The sequence below is a fragment of the Vibrio brasiliensis LMG 20546 genome (assembly GCF_000189255.1).
Taxonomy (GTDB): Bacteria; Pseudomonadota; Gammaproteobacteria; order Enterobacterales; family Vibrionaceae; genus Vibrio; species Vibrio brasiliensis.
Window position 1 is genome coordinate 47,762 of sequence record NZ_AEVS01000104.1, and the last position, 25,607, is coordinate 73,368.

Below are 25,607 nucleotides of genomic sequence, written 5' to 3' on the forward strand. Positions count from 1 at the left end.
ATGGCCCGGATGATAAATATCATACGGACCATTGTTAGCAGAATAGTTAACGCTTCGTCAACCTTCTACGCAAGATATTGCTTATTAAGCAGCTGGTTGCTGGTTCATTAGCTCGTTGAAGCTAACTTCTTTTTCAGTAACCTGAGCTTTAGCGATGATAGCGTCGATCGCTTGCTCTTCTAGAGCAACGTTACGCATGTTGTTCATCATCTGCTCGTTTTGCTCGTAGTAAGAAACAACTTCTGCTGGATCTTCGTAAGCAGTTGCCATCTCTTCGATTAGAGCTTTAACTTTCTCGTCGTCAGCTTTTAGTTCTTCAGACTTGATTACTTCACCTAGTAGAAGACCTACTACTACGCGACGCTTAGCTTGCTCTTCGAATAGTTCACGTGGAAGTTGCTGTGCAGCTTCTGGGTTACCACCGAAACGTTGTGCAGCTTGCTGACGTAGAGTACCGATTTCTTGATCGATAAGAGCAGAAGGTACGTCGATTTCGTTTTCTTTAACTAGACCGTCGATAGCTTGCTCTTTGATGCGGTTCTTAACAGCTTGCTTAAGCTCACGCTGCATGTTCTTACGAACTTCAGCTTTAAGAGCTTCAACACCACCTTCAGCAACACCGAACTTAGAAACGAACTCGTCGTTTAGTTCTGGAAGCTCACGAGCTTCAACTTTGTTTACTTTGATAGCGAATTTAGCAGCTTTACCTTTTAGGTTCTCTGCGTGGTAATCTTCTGGGAAAGTCACGTCGATTTCGAATTCCATACCAGCAGTCTTACCTGCGATACCGTCTTCAAAACCAGGGATCATGCGACCAGCACCCATTTCTAGAGGGAAGTTCTCAGCTTTACCGCCTTCGAACTCTTCGCCGTCGATAGAACCAACGAAGTCGATTGTTGCACGCTTACCTTCTTCAGCAGCTTCTTCAACTTCAGCCCAAGTTGCTTGCTGTTTACGTAGAGTGTCGATCATCTCTTCAACGTCTGCGTCTTGAACTTCAGTTGTTGGTTTTTCAACAGTGATGTTCTCTAGACCTTTTAGCTCAACTTCTGGGTAAACTTCAAAAGTTGCGTTAAATACTAGGTCTTCACCTTCTTTACCTTCAACTGGTGCGAAAGTAGGTGCGCCTGCTGGGTTGATTTTCTCTTTAACAATCGCTTCGATGAAGTGACGTTGCATTACTTCACCCATTACGTCTTGACGTACTGCTTTGCCGTACATCTTCGCAACCATTTTTAGAGGCACTTTGCCTTTACGGAAACCATCGAAACGACGGTTTTTTGCGATGTTGCGTAGTTCAGCTGTAACAGCATCTTCGATGTTTGCAGCAGGAACAGTAATGTTTAGACGGCGCTCTAGGCCCTCTAGCGTTTCAACAGTAACTTGCATTATTCATTAACCTCAAAACTGGCTCAGATAACTGAGCTTATGTGCCCTATCCTAGTTCGAACAGGACCCATCCTTGTTTGTACTCTGTGAGTACTCTTTTATAAACCGAGTATCGATAATCGAACAAATCAACTATCGGACTAATTAGCGATATCTTTTCGAACAGTGCCCGTTAAAGGTATCTCCGATTAGCCTCAAGATAAAATTCAGACGCAGCATTCTACCGAGCAGATCGATAGCTGTCGAGCCGAACCCTACGATCGCTGAGGGATTACCCTAAAAACTCACTTAACTGCTAAAAAAAACACCAATATAGCAGCCTTTGTTTCCAGAAATGGGGACATTAATGTCTTTTTCAATGGAAACTAACGTTTTTTTTCAATTAAAGATTAAAAGTCGATCTAAGTCCGGTTTTAGCGCTCAGTTTACCAAGATGAATAAACACATTTGTAACAAAAACCTTTACGCTATAGTTGATTAAAGATGTTTGGCAAGGATGATCATGTTGACGTATCGACGAGGTAAGTTTTATCTGCTTGTTCTGTACGTATTTGCGGTAATTGGTGGTTCAAGCTGGGTTTGGAATTCAAGTGAGACCAGCCTTCTCGCTACGCATAAAGAGCAACTCGAACGTTTCGCGGAGTTTATTTCCAGTAAACTGGACAAGTATGCCCACTTGCCACAGTTAATCGCCAAAGACAGTGAGTTAATTTCTGCGTTGCAGTCACCGGATAATTCAGCACAAATTGAGCTGACTAATCGCTATCTGCAACACATCAATCAAACCATTCAGTCTACTGATGCTTATCTACTTGATGAGTTTGGCAATACTATCGCCTCAAGTAACTGGAACTTAGAACGCTCCTTTGTCGGTCGAAACTATGCCTGGCGCCCCTACTTCTCTAATGCCATTCAAGGCAAGCCTAGCCAATATTTCGCCCTTGGTTCGAGTTCAAAGCAACGGGGTTACTATTTTTCCTATCCGGTAACCTATGCGGCGGAAATCATCGGCGTCATCGTCATCAAAATGGACCTGACCGCCATTGAAGCCAACTGGCAGAATAAGACCAATACCTTCGTTGCTACTGACAGCAACAATGTTATTTTCATGTCGAGTAACGAGAGCTGGTTATTTAAAAGCCTGACCACGTTATCCGAGTCTACCCGTCAGTCGATACTCAACAGTCGCCAGTATCTCGATACACCGATTCGATCTTTTGGCCTCGCTGGCGATTTGTCTCGGGAGCATTCCCATCTGAGAAATCCCGCTTTACCGGGGTTTGAGCATGATTATCTGGTTTCATCACGTCCGCTCGATAAACATAACCTAACCCTGCGAGTACTGACATCTAAAGTGAACTTACTTTGGACAACGCTCAGCTTCTCACTGGTACTCAGTCTGATGTTTGTCATTGCTTACCTCTCGTTTGCTTTGGCTTACCAACGCCAATTAAAAAAACGTCAGTTCGAACAACTGCAGTCTGAAGCCAAACAGAAGCTTGAATTTCTGGTTATGGAACGAACTTCCGAGCTTCAAGCTGAGATCAGTGAAAGGACTAAGACTGAGCAGGCGTTACGTCAGACTCAGGATGAACTGATTCAGGCAGCTAAACTCGCGGTGTTAGGCCAAATGTCGGCGAGCATTAGTCACGAACTCAACAATCCTTTAGCGGCAATTCGTAGTTTCGCTGACAATGGAAAACGTTTTTTGGCCAGGCAAAGTTATGAACGGGTCGATGACAATCTATCGCGTATTTCGGCTCTGACAGATCGTATGGCAAAAATCAGTAATCAACTGCGTTCTTTTACCCGTAAAAGCGATAGTAACGAAGTCAGTAAGCTGGATATAAAGCCTCTGATTTTGTCTGCAAAAGAGCTGTTAGCCGCTCAATGCAAAGCTAAGCAAGTTGATCTCAGACTCGACCTCGAGCAACAACTGCCTAACGTTGAACTCAACCCTATTCAGTTCGAACAGGTCCTGATCAACCTTGTCACTAACGCGATGCAAGCTCTCGAGCAGCAAGATCAGCGCACCATCGAGATCTCAGCGACCGTTTCTGACTCCCATATTGCTATTTTCGTCGATGATAATGGTCCGGGTATCGCTTATAGTGAACAGCATCAGTTGTTTGAACCTTTCTATACAACCAAAAAAAATGGACTCGGGCTGGGACTTTCGATTTCACAACAAATCACCCAGGCAATGGGAGGCACTCTCGATATCGCAGATTCACCACTTGGCGGAGCGCGATTTGTGATAACCCTCCCGGTAGAAGCCTAATCAAGGAATACAGATGTACGACGTTATCTTCATCGATGATGAAAGCGATATTCGCCTCGCGATTGAACAAAGTTTTGAGCTTGAAGATATAAGCGCGCGCTTTTTCGCCAATGCGGAAGACGCCTTGCTAGCGATTAAAAGTGACGGCCTGCCTAAAGTAGTAATTACCGATATCTGCCTACCCGGCCTATCCGGTGAAAATATGCTTGCCAGCATCCTGCATCAGGATCCAGATGTTCCAGTCATACTCATTACCGGGCATGGCGATATCTCAATGGCGGTCAACGCGCTGCGCAACGGAGCATACGACTTTATTGAGAAACCATTCCCGATAGATCGCCTAATCGACACCACCAGACGAGCTCTGGATAAACGTGAATTGACGCTAGAAAATCAAGAGTTAAAGCGTAGCCTTAAAGCCAGCCAGACTCTTGGGCCAAGAATTATTGGTGATACGCCATCTATACAGGTTTTGCGAGACACCATTGTCCATATCGCTGACACCAATGCCGATATATTACTGTTTGGTGAAACCGGGACAGGTAAAGAGCTTTTTGCTCGCTCTATTCATGAACAGAGCCCGCGCCGTGACAATAATTTTGTTGCCATTAACTGTGGCGCTGTGCCAGAGAATCTAATCGAGAGCGAACTCTACGGCCATGAGAAAGGAGCGTTTACCGGAGCAGATGCCAAACGTGTCGGTAAATTTGAACACGCTCAAGGGGGCACTCTGTTCCTCGACGAAATTGAGTCCATGCCACTGCAGGCGCAGATTCGCCTGCTACGCGTTTTGCAGGAGAGAGTTATCGAACGAGTCGGCTCTAATGAGTTGGTCCCGATAGACATACGTGTTATTGCCGCGACCAAGGTCGACCTCAAACAAGCCGCCGCAGAAGGGACTTTTCGTGAAGATCTCTACTACCGCCTTAATGTCGTCACGTTAGATCTTCCACCACTAAGACAGCGCAAGGAAGATATTCCTACCCTATTCCACCACTTCTTGTTGGTCGCAGCGTCGCGCTATGGCAAATCTGCTCCCGCGATTGAAACTCAGCAAATCCATCAGTTGATGAGCCATGATTGGCCGGGTAATGTTCGTGAGTTGAGAAACGCAGCTGAACGTTTCGTCCTGCTAGGACGGCTCTCTCAATTTGGATCCGACCCTACAACAGAAAGCCGCGAGATGAGTTTAGCTGACCAAATGGCAGAGTTTGAGAAAAGTTTGATCGAACAAGCGCTTAACCAGTGCAACGGCAGTATCAAGAAGACCATGGATCGCCTGCAACTGGCACGTAAAACACTCTACGACAAGATGCAAAAATATGGACTGGACAAAAGCAATTACAAAAGTGAATAAAACATTCACCTTTTATTCATGTTAGGCGACGTATCTTTGTCTTATCAAAAGGAAATGATAACCACGAGTTATTAAATTAACTCAACCACTGTCCATAAAACAAAAGGCCCGGATAATGACTTATCCGGGCCTTTTTATATCTCGCGATGAGGTTACTTGGTGATTATCTCAGGTCCCATCAGAGTCGTTGGCAGCCAGGTCGACACCCAAGGTACGTAAGTAACGATAATGAGGAACAGGAACATCACCCCTACCCACGGCAGTGCAGCCTTGACCACCTGCATCATCGACATCTTAGCAACACCGGCGGTAACAAACAGGTTGAGTCCGACAGGCGGAGTAATCATACCAATCTCCATGTTCACTACCATCATAATACCCAGGTGAATCGGGTCGATACCCAGTGCGATAGCGATTGGGAATACAAGAGGTGCAACGATGATTAGCAGACCAGATGGTTCCATAAACTGACCACCGATCAACAGTAGTACGTTAACTACAATCAGGAAGGTAATCGGACCAAGACCAGCAGATAGCATCGATTCCGTAATCATCTGAGGAATGCGCTCTTCGGTCAGTACGTGCTTAAGGATCAGTGCGTTTGCAATGATAAACAGCAGCATGATAGTCAACTTACCTGCTTCGTAAAGCGTGTGTTTAGTATCTTTATGAACAAACGCCTGCACGATTTTTACCAATGCTGGTTTGGTATTTTCCTTATCTGCAAATGGCCCCATATCTTTGTAGATAAAGTTAGCAATCAGGAACGAGTATACTGCTGCAACGGCTGCCGCTTCAGTTGGAGTGAAGATACCACCATAGATACCACCAAGGATAATAACGACGAGCAGTAGGCCCCAGCTTGCATCTTTCGCTGAATCGAACATCTCTTTCCAACCAACAAATGGTTGTTTTGGCAGATTCTTAACACGAGCTGCAATGTAGATAGCGATCATCAGCATTACACCAGCCAATAGGCCCGGGATAACACCACCAAGGAACATACGCCCAACAGAGACGTCCGTTGCCGCCGCGTATACAACCATAACAATCGATGGCGGGATCAGGATACCTAGCGTACCCGCGTTACAGATAACGCCTGCAGCAAAGTCTTTTGAGTAACCGTTTTTGATCATACCCGCGATAACAATACTACCAATCGCCACTACCGTTGCCGGCGATGAACCTGATAGTGCTGCAAACATCATACAAGCAACAACAGATGCCATTGCCAGACCACCACGGAACCAGCCAACCATAGCAATTGCGAAACGGATAATACGTTTAGCCACACCACCAGTAGACATGAAGCTAGAAGCCAGAATGAAGAACGGAATCGCGAGTAGCGTGTAGTGACCAGCAAAGGCATTAAAAAGTGTCTGTGCCACTGAAGCCAATGACGCATCTGAATGCATCATCAGGAAAATAATACTCGATAAACCGAGTGAGATAGCGATCGGCACACCAATAAGCATGAAGCCAATCACCATGACGAATAAAAATAGAATTTCCATGGCTTAGCCCTCCTTGCTGTGGTTGTTATTGTTCTTTGGCTCCATCACTTCGCCAGCGTCTTTGAGTTCTTCTTTAAGAGCTTCTAACTCTTCTTCAGCCTCGTGACCTGCGATGAGACGATCCAACTTGCCAGTAACAATTTGCACAGTGATTTGAGCAAAGCGGAAAGTGAGTAATGCCATACCAATCGGCAGTGCCATATATGGAATGAAGCGTGGTAGTTTCTCGTAACGCTCACCTTCATTTAACCAGTCAGACAAAAACTGCAGCATCTCTGGCATCGGAATATCGTCTGTTTCATACCATGCGCGTTCAGTCGCAAATGGATACCAGTAGTTCCACGAACCAATCAATAGCAAGATAGAAAATGCCAGACAACATGCAGCCGCGATCATTGCGTAGACTTTACGCAGACGCTCTGGTGCGAGGTTAATAATGACATCAACACCGATGTGGAAGTGTTTTTTCACGCCATATGAAGCTCCGACTAACACCATCCAGGCAAACATGAACACTGTTAGTTCAAGAGCCCATAGGATGTTGTCATTAAACACGTAACGGAATATGACATTAGCAAAGGTGAGCAGGGTCATTGCTCCCAAAAAGAACGCAATCAGAGTTTCTTCTACTGCGTCTGTCACCTTGCCAATTCTGGCAAATATAGACTGTTCCATAAGTTACTTCACTTTCTCACAAGAAAAGAAAGGCCCTCTCCCCGATATACCCCGAGAAGAGTTGAGGTATTAAGAGGGCCAAAAAGGTTAGGGGAAATTGTTATTATTTATTTGAAGCTAGTGCCGCTTCAATTAGGTCAGAACCGATATCTTTTTCGAACTTCTGCCATACTGGTTGAAGTGCTGTTACCCACTGTTGACGCTGTTCAGCAGTCAGAGTACGAACCTCACCACCTGCTTCGATGATGTTATTTTTGTTCGCAAGGTTAACGCGTGAAGACTCAGCATTACGTGTAGCCGTAACTTCCTGGATAATCGTGTTTAGCTGTTCACGCTGGTCTTTAGGCAGACCCTTCCAGAAGTCGTTTGAAGTAACAACTAGGTAATCAAGAATACCGTGGTTAGTTTCAGTAATACCGTCCTGTACTTCGAAGAATTTCTTACCGTAGATGTTTGACCAGGTGTTCTCTTGACCATCGATAACTTTAGTCTGCAGACCACCGTAAACTTCTTTGAAAGACATCTTCTGAGGGTTAGCACCTAGCTGTTCGAACTGAGCAACAAGCACGTCAGACGCCTGAACACGGAATTTCAGACCTTTTGCATCTTCAGGAGTTAGCAGAGGCTTGTTAGCAGACATCTGCTTCATGCCATTGTGCCAGAACGCCAGACCTTGCAGGCCACGACGCTTCATCGCGTTTTTCAGCTTTTCACCAGACTCTGAGTTTTGGAAACGGTCAACCGCCTCAACGTCTTCAAACAGGAAAGGTAGATCGAAGATACGGTATTTTTTCGTGAACTTTTCAAACTTTGACAGAGAAGGGGCAGCAAGTTGCACATCACCGTTAAGAAGAGCTTCTAGAACTTTGTTATCATCATATAGAGTAGAGTTCGGGAAAACCTGCATACAAACTTTACCGTTCATCTCTTCGTTCACACGTTTTTCAAGTAATGAAGCCGCGATACCTTTCGGGTGTTTATCTGTATTCGTTACGTGACTGAATTTGATAACGGTTTCACCCGGATCACAGTTCGCCGCAGCGTTAAAACTGGTCACAGCAAGAATAGATGCAGATAGTAGGGTCAATGGCTTAAACATTATTATTCTCCTTGTTAAATGAACAACCCCATCACTGGGTGTTGATATATTTATAAGGGCAATAACTAAGCCAACTTTCAAAAATCAGGTTAATTTCAAATTAATCAAAAACTTAACTTCACCACCTAAATATTTGGCTAGTTTCTAAATCACACTTCTTGAAAAAATGGGTAGATTTCCACCCACTCTATTTTCCGTAACGGGTGAATTCACACATATTTAACAAACGCGCAGCATAAAAACAATGGCAGCCTAAGGCTGCCATTTTTTTGCTACTAAGAGATGAGATGGACAATAAGGAGACGAAATTGCCCATCCCCACTCATTGATGCATGACTCTTATTTCATGCTATGTCTCTAAGCATAGTCCACCATACTCAAATTACTAATAACATTATCAACAAAATAGAGATTAATGGAACTCAATACGTTGCTCTGTCGCGGCATCAAAGAACACTGCCTTTGATAAGTCAAAGTGCAAAGGTGCTATCTGACCTGCAGTTACATCAAACTCAGGAGATAAACGACAAGCCACCTCTTGTTCATTTACTTTAATCATTGCGATTGTGTCAGGCCCAGTTGGCTCTAGCACTTCAAGCATCAAGTCAAGCTTAGTCGTCGCCTGTGATTCCTGATTCTCACTGTCAGTAATGTGCTCAGGACGCAGACCAATCACGACCTCTTTGCCATCTTGCTCACGCATAGATGCTGGCAGATTAATGTGATGTTCCTGACCGTTACTGCCCTTAACCTTAATCACCGGGTTATCCTGAGCATCTAAATCAACCATGGTCTTAATAAAGTTCATTGATGGAGAGCCCATAAAGCCAGCTACAAACATATTGTTTGGCTTGTTGTAGATCTCCTGTGGTGTACCTAACTGCTGCAGTTCACCATCTTTCATTACCGCAATACGATCAGCCAGGGTCATAGCTTCAATCTGATCGTGAGTAACATAAACGATCGTCGTATTAAGCTGCTGGTGAAGGCGCTTAATCTGGTGACGCATTTCCACACGCAATTTGGCATCCAGGTTTGATAGCGGTTCATCAAATAAGTAAAGCTTAGGGCGACGTGCAAGTGCACGACCCATCGCGACACGCTGACGTTGACCACCAGACAACTGAGAAGGTTTACGATCTAACAGGTGATCAATTTGCAGCATTGCCGCAACGCGCTCAACTTCAGCATCAATCTCCTGCTTCGGCATCTTGCGGATCTTCAGACCAAACTCGATGTTGCCGCGAACTGTCATATTCGGGTACAGGGCGTAAGACTGGAATACCATCGCAATATCACGGTCTTTCGGTTCAACCTCTGATACGTCATTACCGTCGATAACAATCTCACCAGAGCTGATGTTTTCAAGGCCGGCAATGGTATTCATCAAGGTAGATTTACCACAACCCGAAGGCCCAACCAGGATCAGGAACTCGCCTGAATCAATGTTAATGTCGATACCCTTTAAGGTCTCTTGCTCCGCTTTCGGGTAGGTTTTACGGATCTGTTTAAGTTCGAGTGTTGCCATGATAATTATCCTTTTACCGACCCAGCCGTGAGGCCGCGAACAAAGTATTTTCCTGCTAATACATAAACTAATAGTGTTGGTAGCGCCGCGATAATCGCTGCTGCCATATCAACGTTGTACTCTTTGACACCAGTACTGGTATTAACCAAGTTATTGAGCGCAACGGTTATTGGTTGAGTTTCTGAGCCTGAATAAACCACCCCAAACAGGAAGTCATTCCAAATCGCTGTGAACTGCCAGATCACCGTCACCATGATGATTGGCGTTGAGATCGGTAACAGAATCTTGAAGAAAATCGTGAAGAAGCCTGCACCATCCAACTTAGCCGCTTTAACCAGCTCGTCAGGGATACTGATATAGAAGTTGCGGAAGAACAGTGTCGTAAACGCCATACCGTAGATAACGTGAACAATCACTAGTCCAGCAGTGGTATTCGCCAAACCTAACTTGCCAAGTACTGCAGCCATTGGCAGAAGAATGACCTGGAACGGAATGAAACAACCGAACAACAATAGGCTGAAGAACAGATTAGAACCACGGAATTGCCATTTGGTCACAACGTAACCATTAAACGCTCCCAATAGAGTTGAGATAGCAACTGCTGGAATAACCATCTGGAAAGAGTTCCAGAAGTAACCTTTAACACCTTCACACTTAACCCCGGTACAAGCACTGTCCCATGCTTTAAACCAAGCGTCGAACACCCACTCAGTAGGTAAACTCATTAAATTACCCGCTTTAATGTCCGGCAAGGTTTTAAATGAGGTAATGAACATTACGAACAGTGGCATCAGGTAAACCAGACAGAAGAACACCAGTGTCGAATAGATAAATAGTCGAGAGAAATTCACACTACGCATCATGATTTTTTCTCCCTAAGTTCTGAGTACAGATAAGGTACTAAGATGGCTAAGATACCTGCTAGCATCATCATCGCACTCGCCGCACCAAGGCCAATCTGACCACGAGTAAATGAGTGTGCATACATAAATAGTGCAGGTAGATCTGATGAGTAGCCCGGTCCGCCAGCAGTCATCGCTGTTACCAGGTCAAAGCTCTTGATTGCAATGTGCGAAGTGATAATCACCGCACTGAAAAACACCGGACGCAGACACGGCATGATAATTTGCCAGTAAATGGTTGGTAAGCTTGCGCCGTCAATTTGCGCCGCTTTGATGATCGATGAGTCAATACCACGCAGGCCGGCTAAAAACATCGCCATAACAAAGCCTGAAGACTGCCACACCGCCGCAATGACCAGGGTATAAACCGACATATCGGAGTTCACCAGCCAATCGAATTCGAACTCGGTAAAGCCCCAGTCCCGCATTAGTTTTTCGATACCCAATCCAGGGTTAAGAATCCACTTCCACGCTGTACCTGTCACGATGAAGGACAACGCCATTGGATAGAGATAGATGGTACGGATCGCCCCTTCCTGACGGATATTCTGATCAAGGAAAATAGCTAAAGCCAATCCTAAACCAATTGCCACCAGCATAAACAGCAGGCCGAAGATACCTAGGTTAGTGATTGAAGTGATCCAACGGTCGTTTTCCATCAGCTTTTCATACTGAGCAAAGCCCACAAAGTTAAAGCTTGGCAGAAAGCGCGAGTTGGTCATTGAAAGTGCCGCCGTCCAGAAGATGTAACCATAGATACATACCACAGTTACAAGAACAGTCGGGGCAAGAACGATTTTCGGTAGCCAATGCTGAAGTCGGTCGCCAAGGTTAACCTTTGCTTGTGACTTCTTATCAGACCGATTGACAACATGCTCCATAACGAGTCCTTACGTCATAAGACCCAAATCAAAATCCTGATCAGGTAATAGAGAAAAGGGCAGACAGGCTCCCCACAAGCCTGCCTGCCCTTTGGGGGTGTACTTAAACTAGCGAAGTTTAAATTGCTGCTTTAACGGCCTTAGCAAGTTTTTGAGCTGCTTGCTTTGGATCCGCGCTGTCATCATTGAAGAAGTTTGTTACTACGTCATAGATAGCACCTTGCGCATAGCTGGTAGTCGATAGACCGTGAGCCATACTTGGCACCAGGTCACCAGACTTAGCACTTGCTTTGAAGGTTGCCATTGAATCCAGTGCACACTGGTCAAATTTCGACATATCCATATCTAGACGAACCGGAATCGAACCTTTGTTGAGGTTGAATACTTCCTGGAAATCTTTAGTCAGGATGGTACGAGCAAGATCTTGCTGCGCTTTTTGGTTGTCTTTGTTGCTTAGCTCGAAGAAAGCGAAGCTATCAATGTTGAAGGTAAACTGGCCATCAGTACCCGGAGCCGGCGCACAGATGTAGTCTTTGCCTGGTACTTTGCCTGCTGCAGTAAATTCACCTTTTGCCCAGTCACCCATGATTTGCATCGCCGCTTCACCATTGATAACCATAGATGTTGCTACGTTCCAGTCACGACCCGGAGAGTTTGAATCGATGTAGTCACGAATCTTCTTGAATTTAGTGAATACCTCAACCATTTTGTCGCCCGAAAGAACACTCATATCCAGGTCAACAAATGCTTTGTTGTAGTCTTCACTGCCAAGTACATCAAGTGCAACCGCTTCAAATACTGTCGCGTCCTGCCAAGGCTGACCACCGTGTGCCAGAGGTACATAACCCGCGGCTTTGATCTTGTCTGCAGCAACGAAGAACTCATCCAGAGTCGTTGGTAGTTCTACGCCCGACTTCTTAAGTACTTCAGGGTTAGCCCAAATCCAGTTCACACGGTGCACGTTGACTGGCACAGCAACATACTCGCCATCGAACTTCATTACCTTAGTAACCACTGAAGGTAGGATGTCATCCCACTTTTCCTGCTGACCAGTGCTATCAAGAGACGTTAGGAAACCAAGGCCGCCCCACTCCTGAATGTCATGACCTTTAATCTGAGCTGCAGATGGTGGATTACCTGACACTGCACGCGTTTTCAATACAGTCATCGCAGATTCACCGCCGCCACCAGCTACCGCGAAATCTTTCCAAGTATGGTTCTGCTCTTCTAGCATCTCTTTAAGAACCGCCGCAGATTTTGCCTCGCCGCCCGCAGTCCACCAGTGAAGTACTTCAACTTCGCCAGCATTTGCAACGTTAGCAGCAGACAAGAGAGAAAGGGTAAGTAGGGTTTTATTAAGTTTCATTATTATCTTCCATGTATTGGATTAGACATTCAGGCCAACAGCTCAATGACCCCAAGCGTTCTTGCTTGTACTATTGAGAGTCTATCCAATTAGAATTTTTAGATTGAAACAAACGGTAAAGGCAATGTAACAACAATGTTACATTAGACCTCTAAGGTCGGTGGGATATAGATTTGCGCGCGCAAACCTTTTCGTGGCAAGTTATCAATAATGAGATCTCCGCCATGTCCGTGGAGGATATTGCGGCAGATCCCAAGCCCTAAACCATGGCCGTTGTCATCATCCGCCAGCCTGAAGTAAGGTTCAAAAACCGCCTCTAACTTATCTTGTGGAATACCCGGCCCCTGATCTTCGATAACCACACTGATCCAGTCAGGGTTAGTAATAATCTCTATTTCAGCGCTTTGACCATACTTAACGGCATTATCAACCAGGTTACTAATCACTCGCTTAATCGCTAATGGCTTAGCGACAATCGGCTCCATCTCGCAAGGAGTAAACTTAACCGTCTGTTGATGCTGATTAAACGGCTCAACCACGCTCAAAATCATTTCGTTGAGATCGATATAGGCGTTGTTCTCGTGCAAATCGGTATCACGCACACATTGCAGCGCACCTTTAACCATCATCTCCAGTTCATCAAGGTCGCGATTGAACTTATTGCGCTTTACATCGCTTTCTAGCAGCTCCGCTCTTAACCTTAAGCGGGTAATCGGGGTTTTCAGGTCATGGGAGATAGCAGAAAAAAGATGTTCTCTATCCGAGACATAACGTCGAATCCTTTGCTGCATGCGATTGAAAGCACGAGTGGCCGTCACCAGCTCACTTGCCCCCTCTTCCTTAATCGGAGCCTGATCGATATCCATACTCATTTCGTTGGCAGCCTTGGCCAATCGCTTGAGCGGTTTAACCTGCCGACGGACTAGCAAATAAGTCAGCAGCAGTAAAATAGTGGTCGAGAAGATCAGAAACAGCACTTGCTCGCGGCCAATCAAAGTATCATCAAGGGTAACGTAAGGTGCTGGTAACAAGGCCGCAATATAGACCCACTCGTGGGTGGCGAGCTCAATTTGCACCACTAGGATAGGTGGATCTATGGGATTAAGCGTTAGGGTGTGATGTGCCCATGACTTAGGTAAATCGTGCAGATAGATATCATTCTTTAGCAGACGCAGATTGTCTGGGTGGGAAAAATCGACCTCTATCGACTCCACCTTAGGCAACTTTTTAGCCAAGACACTTTCGATTGAGTTAAGCGACGCCAGCTTTAATGGCGTATCCTCAATCGGCTCGACAATTAATCGCTCTTTGTTAAAAGAGACGAAAAAGCGTGTTCCGCCCATATTACGAATCTGATCCAATACTATATGTCGATATCTGACTGGTAGTGACTGAAAGAAGTTAACCGTGGATGCAAACATATTCGCCATGCTTTCTGACGCATCGCGAATACCTGCTAATTCCTTCTGTTTCGACTCGGCATACCAGATGGTTGTAGCGACACCCTGAGCCAGCACTACCGCTAAGAGTGTCAGACCAAGTGTGCGACTAACCAGAGAGTTAGGCTTGAATTGGCGTAACCAGGAGATAACTTTATTGCTCATAACTCACAGGTACCGCGAGAATATATCCGTTGCCACGCATGGTCTTAATGTAATGAGGAAAGCGAGCACTATCGCCTAACCTTTGACGCAGACGGCTCAACTGAACATCGATTCCACGTTCGAACGGCAACGCTTCTCTGCCACGAGTAGCAAACGAGATAGTATCGCGATCCAATACTTCATTAGGGCGTTTGAGGAACAGCATCAACAATGCAAAGTCACTACCCGATAAGTCGTGCGATTGTTGGGTTTCCAGGTGGGTAATTCGATGAGCTAAAGGATCCAGTTGCCAATCGCCAAACACTATCGTCTTGGCAGTCGCACTAGCCGGCAACTCTTCGGACACATTCACTCGACGTAACACAGCTTTAATTCGCGCGTTGAGATGACGAGGATTAAATGGCTTAGCGATATAGTCATCGGCGCCGATTTCGAGACCAATGATTTGGTCAGTATCATCCGAAACAGCGGTCAGCATGATAATCGGGACTGAAGAGTGACGGCGCACTTGCTGACATAAGGTGAAGCCATCATCACCAGGCAGCATAACATCGAGAAGAATCAGATCAGGATACCCCTGTTGCTCAAGAGTCGCTTTCATCTGCTCACCGTCGTTAACAGCATCAACCTGATAACCTTGCTTAGTCAGGTATTCTTCCAACAATTCACAAATCTCTTGATCATCATCGACTACGAGAATTTTAGCTGACATATACCTACTACCTATTACTAAGCCAAATTAATTAAAGTGCAGTGTAATCACATCTTATTGATGCTCTTATAAGATATTACTTAGAATTTGAACCCCTTGCGGACTCACATCACATCTTATTAACAAAAATCGTACAGTTGAATCTCCTAATATACAACTTTGGGTCTAAGCTAAAACAATAAAAAACTCTTTTTACGGCTAGGCTTATGATGAAAACAATGGCGAGAAAATCTATCGATTTTCACTTCTCGTTAGCTTCATTACTGTTGTTTTCACCTCCCTTTTCCTTGCAGTCCAATAGCACAGGTTACTAATTTGGTGATGACCCTAACTCGCAAGTTACTGCTAATTATCATTGTTTTAACTCTGGTTATCTTCGCTGGGACGGGGAGCTATATCGTCGGTTTTTCGGAGCGGGTTCTCAAAGACAAATTGCACCAGCAACTCAGTGGTTCGTTGGAATTAACGGAAGGGATCATTGACGGTTATAACCAGACAATGGCATCACTTGTGACACTCAATGCAAAAAATCGCAATATCATCAAGGCTTTACAATCAGACGATAATCAGGGAATTACTCAACTACTCGATGACTCGATAACAACCAGCCAGTTTATCAACTACATCTTCATCATCGATATCGATGGCGATATCTTCTCTGTGTCCAGTACCGACTATCTTAATCATCAATTTGACGGCCAACGATGGCTGAAGTCAGGCGTGTTTGACAACGATCGTCTATCGCCACTATTTACCCGCGAAACAGTGATTAGCACACCGAGTCCGGACCCCTTTCTCAACAAGCCAACAGAGACTCTGGTTTCACAATGGTTCGTTAGCCCAATCATTGCGGACGACAAAGTTATCGGCTGGGCTCTACTCTCGTTTGACTGGCAAGCAAGTATGCTTGAACTGCTCAACACCGCGTATGCGCGCCTAGAAACCGCCCATTACCCGATTTCCCAAATCGCGGTTACCGATGACGTCAGTAAATATTCTCAGGCATCGGTAGGAAGAGTCCCACCAAATATTGCTACGCTAGACGCCAGCAAAAATATGTTCTTTAGTCAGGCTAACTACCTGATCACGGTGACGTTTAATGCAGCAACAGCATTGAAAGGTCTCGACGATATTAAGCAGGCCATGATGATAATTTTTGCCATTGCCGCAGCTCTGTTGACATTTTCTATGTGGTTTACCCTTAGAGCCTCTATCATTAAGCCAATCGATTCTCTTACTAAACATATTTTATCCCTCAGCTCTGAGGGAGAAACTCATCGGTTGCCCAAATCGAACAATCGAGAGATGAACTCTATTGTCACGGCGATAAATCAACTGTTACAACAATTACAAAACAACACCATCTCTCTACAGCGACTCGATGAAGAGATCGACCTAAAGCGTCAGTCGGAACAAACACAGACCTTACTCAGCCAAAAGCTCGAGGCAATCTTAGATACGGCTGCTGACGGTATTGTTACCATAGACAAGCAAGGCAGGATTCTCAGCTTTAACCAAGCCGCACAAATGATGTTTGGTTACACCGAACAGGAAGCAATAGGCATGCCGGTAGAAGTTCTTATGCCTGCAACTGAAGCCGCCAGACATCAGGGACATATCGAAAAATACCTTGCAACAGGGAAAGGGAAAATAATTGGTGTTACCGATCAGGATGGCCGTCTGGGACGAGAACTTCAGGCGATCAATAAACAGGGGCATACCTTCCCTATTTTGCTCTCGATAGCTCGGGTAGAAACCGCCGATGGGATACTGTTTTCAGGCTTAATCAAGGATATCTCAATCCAGAAACAAGCTGAATTGGCCTTAATCACGGCCAAAGAACAGGCTGAACAGGCTGCCAAATCGAAAAGTGAATTTCTTGCCGTGATGAGTCACGAGATTCGTACACCGATGAACGGTATTATTGGCATGCTCGACCTTTTGCTGGAAAACGACCTCAATAACTCGCAGTCCCATCAGGCCTATCTTGCTCATAGCAGCGCCTTATCACTGCTGGCGCTACTCAATGACATTCTCGACTTTTCTAAGATCGACGCTAATAAGCTCGAACTGGAGCAGCAACATTTTAATCTCAGGCATATGCTGGGCGAGTTTGCCGAATCGATGGCGGCAAGCTTAACCAATCCTAATGTCGAAATCATTCTCGATACAATAGAGGTTGAACACTCAATGGTGCTCGGTGACAGCACCAGAATCAGACAGATTTTTGCCAATCTGGTCAGCAATGCGCTCAAGTTTACCGAACGTGGCGAGGTTGTGATTACCGCTAAGCTCAGCGAACATGATGCAAACACTTGGCGACTTGATGGGAGTATTAAAGACTCAGGTATCGGTATCCCCTCAAGTAGGATTAACTCTCTGTTTGATAAGTTTAGTCAGGTTGATGCTTCCACCACGAGACGCTACGGTGGCACCGGGCTTGGGCTTGCGATAGTCAAAAAGCTCTGTCAAATCATGCATGGTGACGTCGATGTCACCAGTGAAGTCGGTATGGGCAGTGAGTTCTCTTTTCACATATTTGTCGGCAAGTCTAATCAGGCAACCCAAGTCATTCCAAGCATCGATATTTCGCAGCTGGAAATCTTGGTCATTGATGACAATGCGATTAACTGCGAAGCCATTGTTCGCCAGATGCAGTACTGGGGAGCGAAAGCGATAGCGGCACCATCTGCTGCAGAAGCTATGGAATTATGTCAGCGCAGGTATGATGATCAGTTACCCATGTTCGATATCGCCTTTGTTGACATGCAGATGCCTGATGTTGACGGTATAGAGTTATCTAAAAAATTTCAGCAGCACCTTGCTACCAAAACGATAAAACTCATCATGATGACTTCCATCGAATCGATCTCTCAACAAAACGAGTTCCAAAAACTTGGCTTTAGCGGTTACTTCGTTAAACCGGCGACTACGCACGATCTGTTCAATGCCTTAAAAGTGATTGCCAGCCCAGACTTTTCACCAGGTCATAAGCTCGTGACCCATAACTTAATCTCTGCGATGGCGCCAGAGAAAGAGCCAGAGGTGTTATTGGATTCAGAGCTTAAGTTACTCGTCGTCGAAGATAATCGGGTCAATCAGATCGTAATAACCGGCATCTTACAGAAACTAGGGTTGCAAAGTACCATTGCCGAGAATGGTAAAGAGGCTATCGAGGTACTGTCTGGAGATGCTAATTACGATATTGTTTTGATGGACTGTCAAATGCCGGTGATGGACGGGTATGAAGCAACCCACCGGATACGAAGTGGCGCCAGCGGTGACCAAGTCAAAAACATTCCTATTATAGCGTTAACCGCGAATGCGATGGAAAGTGACCGTAACGCCTGTAAAAAAGCGGGCATGAATGACTTTCTGACCAAACCCGTCAATCGGGATTTACTCAAAAAGAAATTGTCTGTCTGGAGTGAACAACACTAGGAAGAACAACTGAGCGACATATCTTTGCCCCAAGCAGGCGGTAAGTCGGCATATTTGCTCATTTCAGGCTGTTCATCAAACGGGTATTTGAGCAGATCTGACAACCTTTGCACTTCACTGAAATCACCCTGCTCTGCCTGGTCAATCGCTATCTGTGCAAGATAGTTTCGCAAAATGAACTTTGGGTTAACCCTGCGCATAGCCTCACATCGTTGTCGGTCAGAAATCACTTCTCCGCTAGCGGTTAACTCTTGCTGACAACGCTCAAGGTAGTGAGTCAGCCACTGGGTTGCGAGCTGTCGGTCAGCAAACAGATCCAGCACTCTGTCAATTCCATCAATATCAATTGAAGAGAGCTCACGTAAAAAACGCGTGTAATCAATCTGCTGTTTATGCAGCAAATCAAACATAGTGCTAAACAGGCGCGTATCGCTCTGTTGCTGACTGTTGATCCCTAACTTTGCACGCATTAAACGACTAAAGTGGTGACCCAGACAAGGCTCAAAACGCGCTAAGATTTGTTCCAGCATCTCTCTGCAAATCAACGACGACAGGCTATGAGCTAAGGCGGTTAAATTCCACAGCGCAATTCGCGGCTGTTGGTTGAAAGCATAACGCCGTTGATAATCGGAGTGATTACATACGTAGTCAGGGTTGTAGTCATCTAAAAAGGCAAATGGACCATAATCAAATGTCTCACCAATAATCGACATATTATCGGTATTCATTACCCCGTGAGTAAAACCATACGCTTGCCAGTAGGCGATCATTTCGGCAGTGCGCTCAATAACCTGTTCAAACATCGCCTGATAAGGCTGTTCACTATCCAAAGCCGAAGAGAAGTGCCACTCTATCACCTTGTCTGCAAGCAGCTTCAATTCGTCAAATTGCTCGCTATAGAAGAAGTGTTCAAAGTGACCAAAACGGATATGAGTCGGTGACATGCGCAGTAACAGCGCGCCCTGCTCGCTTTTATCTCGATAGACAAGCGTATCACTGACTAACATGCCCAATGCTCGCGTAGTTGGTATACCCAAACCTGCCATCGCTTCACTACAAAGGTATTCACGGATCGTTGAGCGTAATACTGCCCGCCCATCTCCCGCTCTCGAATAGGGTGTTACACCGCAACCTTTAAGATGAAGGTCAAATATCTCGTCACGATGATTGGTTAATTCCCCGATTAGCAATCCACGCCCATCGCCCAAATCAGGGTTGTAGACACCAAATTGATGTCCCGCATATTTCATCGCCAGGGGTGTATTTTCCAGACTCTTCTCGCCAGTTAATAAGCGTTTCAATTCACCATCTGGAGCCTGTTGAGGTAGTCCAAACTGGTTAGCAAAATGACTGTTCCAAACCACCCAACGTGTGTTGTCTAACGGTTGAGGAACAACCTTGGTGTAAAAAACGGCAGGCTGTGCAGCATAGCGGTGAGAAAACATTGACGGCGAAAACATATACAAACCATTAACAGTATAAGTCTCTGTGAAACTAGCACAGCCATCAGGTGGGATCTAGAGGCGCCTTGATTTAGAAATCTATGAAGTAAGTGATCACTTAGCAACCAAGGCTTACCACTAAACTAAAGGATACTAAAGACGCAAACAATTCCGATTAACGAAAATAGGCAGGTACGGCTGATGACGCCAAAGTTGGAAGGATGAATCATTTCTTGATGCTGCATAGGCCACTCTCTCTTTTGTTACATAGTCATTACAATATGATGAAATTTCACGCTATGCACAATGCATACAAAGATTAAATTTTTATGACAACCATCCATTTTCTGAATTATCCATAAAGCCACTATGGATAATTAGAACAATAGGGGGTAAATCACTAAAAAGTGTACGCCGTTCGTATACACTTAGTTGAACAAAAAAATGATGTATACTGTCAGGAGGCTTTGATGACGATATTTTTAAAAAAATTCTCGCTTCATCATATATTTACTGTTTTAGCAGGTATTCCACTTATCCTTGCACTAATGATGGCTGTAGAGCTTTCACTCAGCCAGAAAAACACCGTGGAACAGGCTAATACAGATAAAGAGATCATCCAACTCACGTTGCTATACGATAATCTTGCCCACAATCTTGCCGTGGAGCGTGGCTTAACTGCTGGTGTTCTTGGCAGTAAAGGGGCCGCCGAGCAGGTTGCTAAACTCAAAGCTCAACGAACCATTGCAGATCAACACATTGCTGCTTTTAAGGCATTCAACCCACACTATATCTCGACTGATTTAGCCACCAAACTTAAGCAAACTATCCTTTCTGAGCTATCTCAAATCAACGATATTCGTAGTCAGGTTGACCAACTAGCACCACAAAGATCCCCTTTCGCCTACTACTCTAACCTGAACCAACTCGCGATCGATAATGCTTCGCTATTGGTATCAGGGGTCACCAATGCGGAAACCACCAAGTTGGGTAACTCGTTAACCTCGATCATGACGATTAAAGAGAGAGCAGGACAGGTCCGCGGCGCGCTTAACGGTGCATTTGCCAGAAAGCAATCTTCTCCAGGTCAGTACACCGCGATTGAAAACTACCTTAACTCAGGCAAGTACAGTGAACGACTAGCAACGTTGACCATGCCTAGAGAGTACTTAGTACAGTTTGATAACGCTAAACAAAATCCAATCTGGAAGCAGGTAGAAGAGATTCAGGACAAATACCTTGCCCAGAAAGACAGTCTGGCAAATCTGCAAGGTCCTTCGGCTCTGTCTTGGTTTGGCGCTGCGACTGAACGAATCAAACTCGTCAACAAGATTCGTAATAGTCTGGTAGAGCAAATGACTACGATAGTAACTGAACAAGCCAATGCTGCGATGTGGCAAATGAGTATTATGATTGCAACAACCCTTTGTTTGGGCGTTGTGCTGATTGGTGGCCTCATCGTGAGTCTAAGCAGCCTGAAAAGTCGAGTTGGAGAGCTTACCTCTGAGTTGGCACATATGTCTGATACCAATAACCTCAGTGTGGTTCTCAATGCTGATGGCAAAAACGAACTGTCGCAAATCTCTGTCAGCGTTAATGGCTTAGTCGCCAGCATCAAGAACCTGTTACTACGCGTGACGGACAGCAACAGCCACAGTAATGAAAGGCTGGCACAAATGGTTCAAGGCGCAGATGACCTTGGTGACAGTAGTCGCGCCACCGCCGATAAATGTAGCAATATCGCAACCGCGATGACTGAACTTTCGCAGTCGAGCCTCGAAATTGCCGCTTCTTCTGAACGCGCGCTTGAAGAAACGGAACAGATGACCAATAAAGTACTGACTTGCCAGCAACAAAGTCAGTCTTCCTATGACATTGTTCAGGCTCTGGTTGACCAGATAGAGCAGACTCAAACCTGTATGTTGCAGCTTGAGCAAGATGCACAAAGTGTCAGCAAGATTGTCGAAACCATCAATGGCATTTCCGAACAAACCAACTTGCTCGCGCTTAACGCAGCGATCGAGGCAGCGCGTGCCGGTGAGCATGGTCGCGGCTTTGCGGTAGTATCATCTGAAGTGAGAGACCTTGCCCAGCGAAGCAAAGAAGCGACGGAACATATCTCTCAGCTGCTGGGTAACATTACCAATAACACCCAAACCGCAGTAAGCAACATGCATAAGAGTCGTGAAGCCACTGACTCAACATTCAACTCTGTCTCTGAGGTAAACAGCAGTGTATCTCAGCTTGAAGCTTTGATTGAAACCGTTAACGAGCATATCACCACCATTGCTAACTCTACGGTTGAACAATCTAAAGCAAGTGAAGCCGTGGATAAGGATGTCGATGTGTTGACTGAAATTGCCCAGACGACCGGCCACCTTGCCGACACAATGAATGAGATTGTAACCAGTTACCGGGAAGAGGTTAACGAAGTCAACGAGCAGTTGCAGGAGTTTAAACTCGCTTAAAGCAAGTATAAAAAAGTGGCCAAGTGCCACTTTTTTTATTTCTGTAAACTCAATGAGATACGTACAAAGTCACCGTCTTCAAACTCTACTTTGTGTTCAAACAGAGAGGAGGAATAGATGGTGCGCATAAAGGTATGCTTCTCGCCATGCGTACCACGGAACAACATTGATATATCCGCAACCAGACGGTTACGATTATTAAAGTGAGCGTTTAGATCCGTTGATAGCACGCACAGTAAACAGCCTTTAGGATTATGCTTAAGGTCGACCTTTTGTGGGCTCGACACCAGTACCGTAGTGTTCAGTTCCCTTTCTAAGGTATTAACCAACAATAAAAAGCTATCCAGATGAGGTAGTTCATCCCCTTCAACCGGCGTCAGTAGATTTCCGAGCAAGGCTTCCATATCAAGGCGCTGCGCTCGGGCATGACTGACCAACGAACGAACTTTCTTCTTAAACGGCTTGTATTTCTTACTGTTTGCCGCCTTATTCAACCATGCCGAGAGAATATCGTTAACATCAGAACGAGATTTTCGAGTCAAAGCCAAAGCAGAATGGTTAGTGCGCAAATGCAGCAAAGCGTGAAGAGCGAGTTCAGCTAATAGCGGCTCAAACTCAGGTTTAATTTTAGTATGGATACTGCGCATTTTTAACTAAAGATGGGTACTCAGTTTGAACTAGACTAAAACGGAAACGTTAGAGGAGCGACATGCTACCGAAAAGCACAGCTTATGTACAGAGAGCATATTAAATCGGTTGAAATAGACTCACTTTGACGTGATGTGTCACGCTATAAACTAAAGCAAACCAGTTCACCTATCTCCACACTTACTGCACATTTCGTCAGTAACATTGCTACTTATACACTCAGTTATAAGTGGGAATTACAGGATGAATAGTCACAGAGACCGTCTATCAATACTATTTATTTGTTTACTCAGCGGCTGCAACGGTGGCGATTCTGATTCAGTAACCGACAGCCAGTTATCACAAACGGCTGGTGCATTGAATTGGGAGTCTGCCATCAACTTTTGTCAATCTCTGGATTACGCTGACTATAGCGATTGGCGACTACCGAACATTAAAGAACTGCATAGCATCGTCGATTACTCCCGCTCGCCTGACACTAGTGGCTCAGCGGCTATTGACCCAGTATTTTTCTCGACCGAAATCATCAATGAAGAAGGTCAGACTGATTACCCTTATTATTGGAGTAGCACTACCCACCTGTCCGATTCGGGTTCAACCGCCAATGCCGCCTATATCGCGTTTGGTAGAGCTCTTGGCTATATGGATGGAGAATGGAAAGATGTCCACGGAGCAGGCGCACAAAGAAGCGACCCAAAAACAGGGGACGCCAGTGACTACCCTGAAGGCCACGGTCCCCAAGGTGACGCGATCAGGATTGAAAACCATGTCCGATGCGTCAGGGATGATAGTACTGTGTCTACTCCTTCCTATATCATTGTCGATACAAATCAGACAACCAGTACCACATCTACCTTTGGTGAGGACTCGGATTACGCTGGAACTCAACCCTCTTATTCAGCAAGCAGTAGCGATGTAACAGAAGACAATAACACCGGGTTAATGTGGCAAAAAGATATGGGTTCTAAAGTGAGTTATAGCGACGCATTGAGTGGCGCTGCTGCTTCAACCCTCGGTGGTTACACTGACTGGCGACTGCCTACGATCAAAGAGCTGTATTCACTTATTCTATTTTCAGGTGAAGATGCTACCTCGTGCACTGGCTCAGCAGATGACTGTACAACAGAGAAATTCATCGATACTAGCTACTTCGATCAACCTTATGGCGATACAGACAGTGGAGAAAGGGTCATTGATGCTCAGACATGGAGTAGCTCCGAGTACGTTAGCACCACAATGGACGGTGATGACACCGTGTTTGGCGTTAACTTTGTCGACGGAAGAATAAAAGGATACGGCACATACGATGGAGCCAGTGGCAGTGATAAGCTGCTCTATGCTCGATATGTTCGCGGAAGCGCTGACTATCAATCTTCAACTTTTGTTGATAACTCAGATGGTACCATCACTGACAACGCAACCGGATTAATGTGGCTGCAATACGACAGCGGTTATCTTACATCTGATGACTAAGGTAAGCTTCAGGCGGTGCTCTGAGGTTACAATCACCGCCATAACTTGTGACTGTTCAGTTTAGTATTCCAGAGTACCGCGTATTGGGTAGTTATTACTCGGATCTCGAATCCAGGCCAGACCCCGACTTAATGCACCCAACTCCGGACGTACAAATGGATTATTCGAAATGTCCACCACGTGCAGAGCGCCCTGCTCATTGACGATAAACAATCCTGGTTCAGCAAAGTTATGATCTGTCTCCTGTTCAGAACGTGGCTCAGAAATATACAGCCCTAGTAGCTGCATTTGCGACTGAGTTAATCCAAACGCGATGGGAAATGAGATATCCAGCTTTTCAAGGTGCTCCATCAATTGCGCTTTCGAGTCTCCACTAACAGCAATAATGCCCACGCCCGCATCAGCAAATGCCTGCTGGTAACTTTCTAGTTCATTCAGATACTTTGTGCATAGCGGGCAATGTTTGCCTCGGTAAACAAAGACAGCTTGCCAGGTCATTCCTTCTTGCGGCTTAGCGATCTCTACCGTGGTGTTATCTAAACGAGTCGCGCTTATATTTGGAAACGCCTCCCCTGCTTTCAACTTTACTGAATGTCCCATTCCATCTCTCCTAATGATGAGTTATCGCTACGCCTTGATCCAGTTAAGCAAAAAGCCTAGTGAATGCAAACGCGCAGCGAACGAATTCAATCAAACGTATTACTTAAGTGTAATAACAGAACATTATGCAATTGATAATTTATGATAATTTCTTTTTTAAAAACAAACACTCTATTCTGAGCTCACTTCCTGCTCACGCTTTAAATGCTGGGCCAAACCACAACTTC

The 25,607-nt window shown here is 45.3% G+C and carries 18 protein-coding genes; 5 read left to right on the forward strand and 13 right to left on the reverse strand.

From position 1 onward, the window contains the following. Window positions 1–84 precede the first annotated feature (84 nt). Window positions 85–1,389 carry a trigger factor gene (gene tig, locus RH46_RS19610; RefSeq protein WP_006881272.1) on the reverse strand — a complete coding sequence of 435 codons (1,305 nt, stop codon included), beginning with the start codon at window positions 1,387–1,389 and terminating at the stop codon, window positions 85–87. A gap of 502 nt (window positions 1,390–1,891) precedes the next feature. Between tig and RH46_RS19615 the strand changes: the two genes are divergently transcribed. Next, entirely contained in the window at window positions 1,892–3,670 is a 1,779-nt protein-coding gene (locus RH46_RS19615; RefSeq protein ID WP_040896294.1) for a sensor histidine kinase, read from the forward strand. 13 nt (window positions 3,671–3,683) lie between these two features. Continuing rightward, on the forward strand, window positions 3,684–5,027 hold the full coding sequence (locus RH46_RS19620; RefSeq protein ID WP_006881274.1) for a sigma-54-dependent transcriptional regulator: 1,344 nt from the start codon (window positions 3,684–3,686) through the stop codon (window positions 5,025–5,027). A 152-nt stretch (window positions 5,028–5,179) separates the two neighbouring features. On the opposite strand, the gene RH46_RS19625 is transcribed toward RH46_RS19620, so the two are convergent. From RH46_RS19625 to RH46_RS19665, 9 genes are all read right to left on the reverse strand, one after another. Continuing rightward, on the reverse strand, window positions 5,180–6,541 hold the full coding sequence (locus tag RH46_RS19625; protein ID WP_006881275.1) for a TRAP transporter large permease: 1,362 nt from the start codon (window positions 6,539–6,541) through the stop codon (window positions 5,180–5,182). A gap of 3 nt (window positions 6,542–6,544) precedes the next feature. Continuing rightward, window positions 6,545–7,216, reverse strand: a complete 672-nt coding sequence (locus RH46_RS19630) for a TRAP transporter small permease (RefSeq protein ID WP_006881276.1) — start codon at window positions 7,214–7,216, stop codon at window positions 6,545–6,547. A 103-nt stretch (window positions 7,217–7,319) separates the two neighbouring features. Then, entirely contained in the window at window positions 7,320–8,315 is a 996-nt protein-coding gene (locus RH46_RS19635) for a TRAP transporter substrate-binding protein (RefSeq protein ID WP_006881277.1), read from the reverse strand. Between the two features lie 412 nt (window positions 8,316–8,727). Next, complete coding sequence (locus RH46_RS19640; protein WP_006881278.1) at window positions 8,728–9,843, reverse strand: ABC transporter ATP-binding protein; 1,116 nt, start codon at window positions 9,841–9,843, stop codon at window positions 8,728–8,730. 5 nt (window positions 9,844–9,848) lie between these two features. Continuing rightward, a complete protein-coding gene (locus RH46_RS19645; protein ID WP_006881279.1) occupies window positions 9,849–10,706 on the reverse strand; it encodes a carbohydrate ABC transporter permease in 858 nt (285 codons plus the stop codon). Then, window positions 10,703–11,626, reverse strand: a complete 924-nt coding sequence (locus RH46_RS19650; protein ID WP_006881280.1) for a carbohydrate ABC transporter permease — start codon at window positions 11,624–11,626, stop codon at window positions 10,703–10,705. The genes RH46_RS19645 and RH46_RS19650 overlap by 4 nt, the downstream gene beginning before the upstream one ends. A gap of 118 nt (window positions 11,627–11,744) precedes the next feature. Further along, window positions 11,745–12,992, reverse strand: a complete 1,248-nt coding sequence (locus tag RH46_RS19655) for an ABC transporter substrate-binding protein (protein ID WP_006881281.1) — start codon at window positions 12,990–12,992, stop codon at window positions 11,745–11,747. Between the two features lie 143 nt (window positions 12,993–13,135). Further along, window positions 13,136–14,596, reverse strand: a complete 1,461-nt coding sequence (locus RH46_RS19660) for an ATP-binding protein (RefSeq protein WP_006881282.1) — start codon at window positions 14,594–14,596, stop codon at window positions 13,136–13,138. After that, a complete protein-coding gene (locus RH46_RS19665) occupies window positions 14,586–15,308 on the reverse strand; it encodes a response regulator (RefSeq protein ID WP_006881283.1) in 723 nt (240 codons plus the stop codon). The genes RH46_RS19660 and RH46_RS19665 overlap by 11 nt, the downstream gene beginning before the upstream one ends. A 321-nt stretch (window positions 15,309–15,629) precedes the next feature. On the opposite strand from RH46_RS19665, the gene RH46_RS19670 reads away from it, so the two are divergent. Further along, window positions 15,630–18,749 (forward strand): response regulator, encoded by a 3,120-nt coding sequence (locus tag RH46_RS19670; protein ID WP_006881284.1) that lies wholly within the window; start codon window positions 15,630–15,632, stop codon window positions 18,747–18,749. On the opposite strand, the gene RH46_RS19675 is transcribed toward RH46_RS19670, so the two are convergent. Further along, window positions 18,746–20,209 (reverse strand): protein adenylyltransferase SelO, encoded by a 1,464-nt coding sequence (locus RH46_RS19675; protein WP_006881285.1) that lies wholly within the window; start codon window positions 20,207–20,209, stop codon window positions 18,746–18,748. The genes RH46_RS19670 and RH46_RS19675 overlap by 4 nt on opposite strands. A 452-nt stretch (window positions 20,210–20,661) precedes the next feature. Between RH46_RS19675 and RH46_RS19680 the strand changes: the two genes are divergently transcribed. After that, window positions 20,662–22,659, forward strand: coding sequence for a methyl-accepting chemotaxis protein (locus RH46_RS19680; protein WP_006881286.1), 1,998 nt, complete (start codon window positions 20,662–20,664; stop codon window positions 22,657–22,659). A 35-nt stretch (window positions 22,660–22,694) separates the two neighbouring features. Here the strand turns inward: RH46_RS19680 and RH46_RS19685 are convergent, their stop codons facing one another. Further along, window positions 22,695–23,306 carry a DUF2913 family protein gene (locus RH46_RS19685; protein ID WP_006881287.1) on the reverse strand — a complete coding sequence of 204 codons (612 nt, stop codon included), beginning with the start codon at window positions 23,304–23,306 and terminating at the stop codon, window positions 22,695–22,697. A gap of 244 nt (window positions 23,307–23,550) precedes the next feature. Between RH46_RS19685 and RH46_RS21650 the strand changes: the two genes are divergently transcribed. Beyond that, window positions 23,551–24,780, forward strand: coding sequence for an Lcl C-terminal domain-containing protein (locus tag RH46_RS21650; protein WP_006881288.1), 1,230 nt, complete (start codon window positions 23,551–23,553; stop codon window positions 24,778–24,780). A gap of 60 nt (window positions 24,781–24,840) precedes the next feature. Here the strand turns inward: RH46_RS21650 and RH46_RS19700 are convergent, their stop codons facing one another. After that, window positions 24,841–25,380 (reverse strand): redoxin domain-containing protein, encoded by a 540-nt coding sequence (locus RH46_RS19700; RefSeq protein ID WP_006881289.1) that lies wholly within the window; start codon window positions 25,378–25,380, stop codon window positions 24,841–24,843. Window positions 25,381–25,607: the final 227 nt, after the last annotated feature.

Excerpts from the sequence above, each read along its gene's own strand:
- tig (WP_006881272.1), bottom strand. The coding sequence starts at position 1,389 with ATGCAAGTTACTGTTGAAACGCTAGAGGGCCTAGAGCGCCGTCTAAAC.
- RH46_RS19615 (WP_040896294.1), top strand. The coding sequence starts at position 1,892 with ATGTTGACGTATCGACGAGGTAAGTTTTATCTGCTTGTTCTGTACGTA.
- RH46_RS19620 (WP_006881274.1), top strand. The coding sequence starts at position 3,684 with ATGTACGACGTTATCTTCATCGATGATGAAAGCGATATTCGCCTCGCG.
- RH46_RS19625 (WP_006881275.1), bottom strand. The coding sequence starts at position 6,541 with ATGGAAATTCTATTTTTATTCGTCATGGTGATTGGCTTCATGCTTATT.
- RH46_RS19630 (WP_006881276.1), bottom strand. The coding sequence starts at position 7,216 with ATGGAACAGTCTATATTTGCCAGAATTGGCAAGGTGACAGACGCAGTA.
- RH46_RS19635 (WP_006881277.1), bottom strand. The coding sequence starts at position 8,315 with ATGTTTAAGCCATTGACCCTACTATCTGCATCTATTCTTGCTGTGACC.
- RH46_RS19640 (WP_006881278.1), bottom strand. The coding sequence starts at position 9,843 with ATGGCAACACTCGAACTTAAACAGATCCGTAAAACCTACCCGAAAGCG.
- RH46_RS19645 (WP_006881279.1), bottom strand. The coding sequence starts at position 10,706 with ATGATGCGTAGTGTGAATTTCTCTCGACTATTTATCTATTCGACACTG.
- RH46_RS19650 (WP_006881280.1), bottom strand. The coding sequence starts at position 11,626 with ATGGAGCATGTTGTCAATCGGTCTGATAAGAAGTCACAAGCAAAGGTT.
- RH46_RS19655 (WP_006881281.1), bottom strand. The coding sequence starts at position 12,992 with ATGAAACTTAATAAAACCCTACTTACCCTTTCTCTCTTGTCTGCTGCT.
- RH46_RS19660 (WP_006881282.1), bottom strand. The coding sequence starts at position 14,596 with ATGAGCAATAAAGTTATCTCCTGGTTACGCCAATTCAAGCCTAACTCT.
- RH46_RS19665 (WP_006881283.1), bottom strand. The coding sequence starts at position 15,308 with ATGTCAGCTAAAATTCTCGTAGTCGATGATGATCAAGAGATTTGTGAA.
- RH46_RS19670 (WP_006881284.1), top strand. The coding sequence starts at position 15,630 with ATGACCCTAACTCGCAAGTTACTGCTAATTATCATTGTTTTAACTCTG.
- RH46_RS19675 (WP_006881285.1), bottom strand. The coding sequence starts at position 20,209 with ATGTTTTCGCCGTCAATGTTTTCTCACCGCTATGCTGCACAGCCTGCC.
- RH46_RS19680 (WP_006881286.1), top strand. The coding sequence starts at position 20,662 with ATGACGATATTTTTAAAAAAATTCTCGCTTCATCATATATTTACTGTT.
- RH46_RS19685 (WP_006881287.1), bottom strand. The coding sequence starts at position 23,306 with ATGCGCAGTATCCATACTAAAATTAAACCTGAGTTTGAGCCGCTATTA.
- RH46_RS21650 (WP_006881288.1), top strand. The coding sequence starts at position 23,551 with ATGAATAGTCACAGAGACCGTCTATCAATACTATTTATTTGTTTACTC.
- RH46_RS19700 (WP_006881289.1), bottom strand. The coding sequence starts at position 25,380 with ATGGGACATTCAGTAAAGTTGAAAGCAGGGGAGGCGTTTCCAAATATA.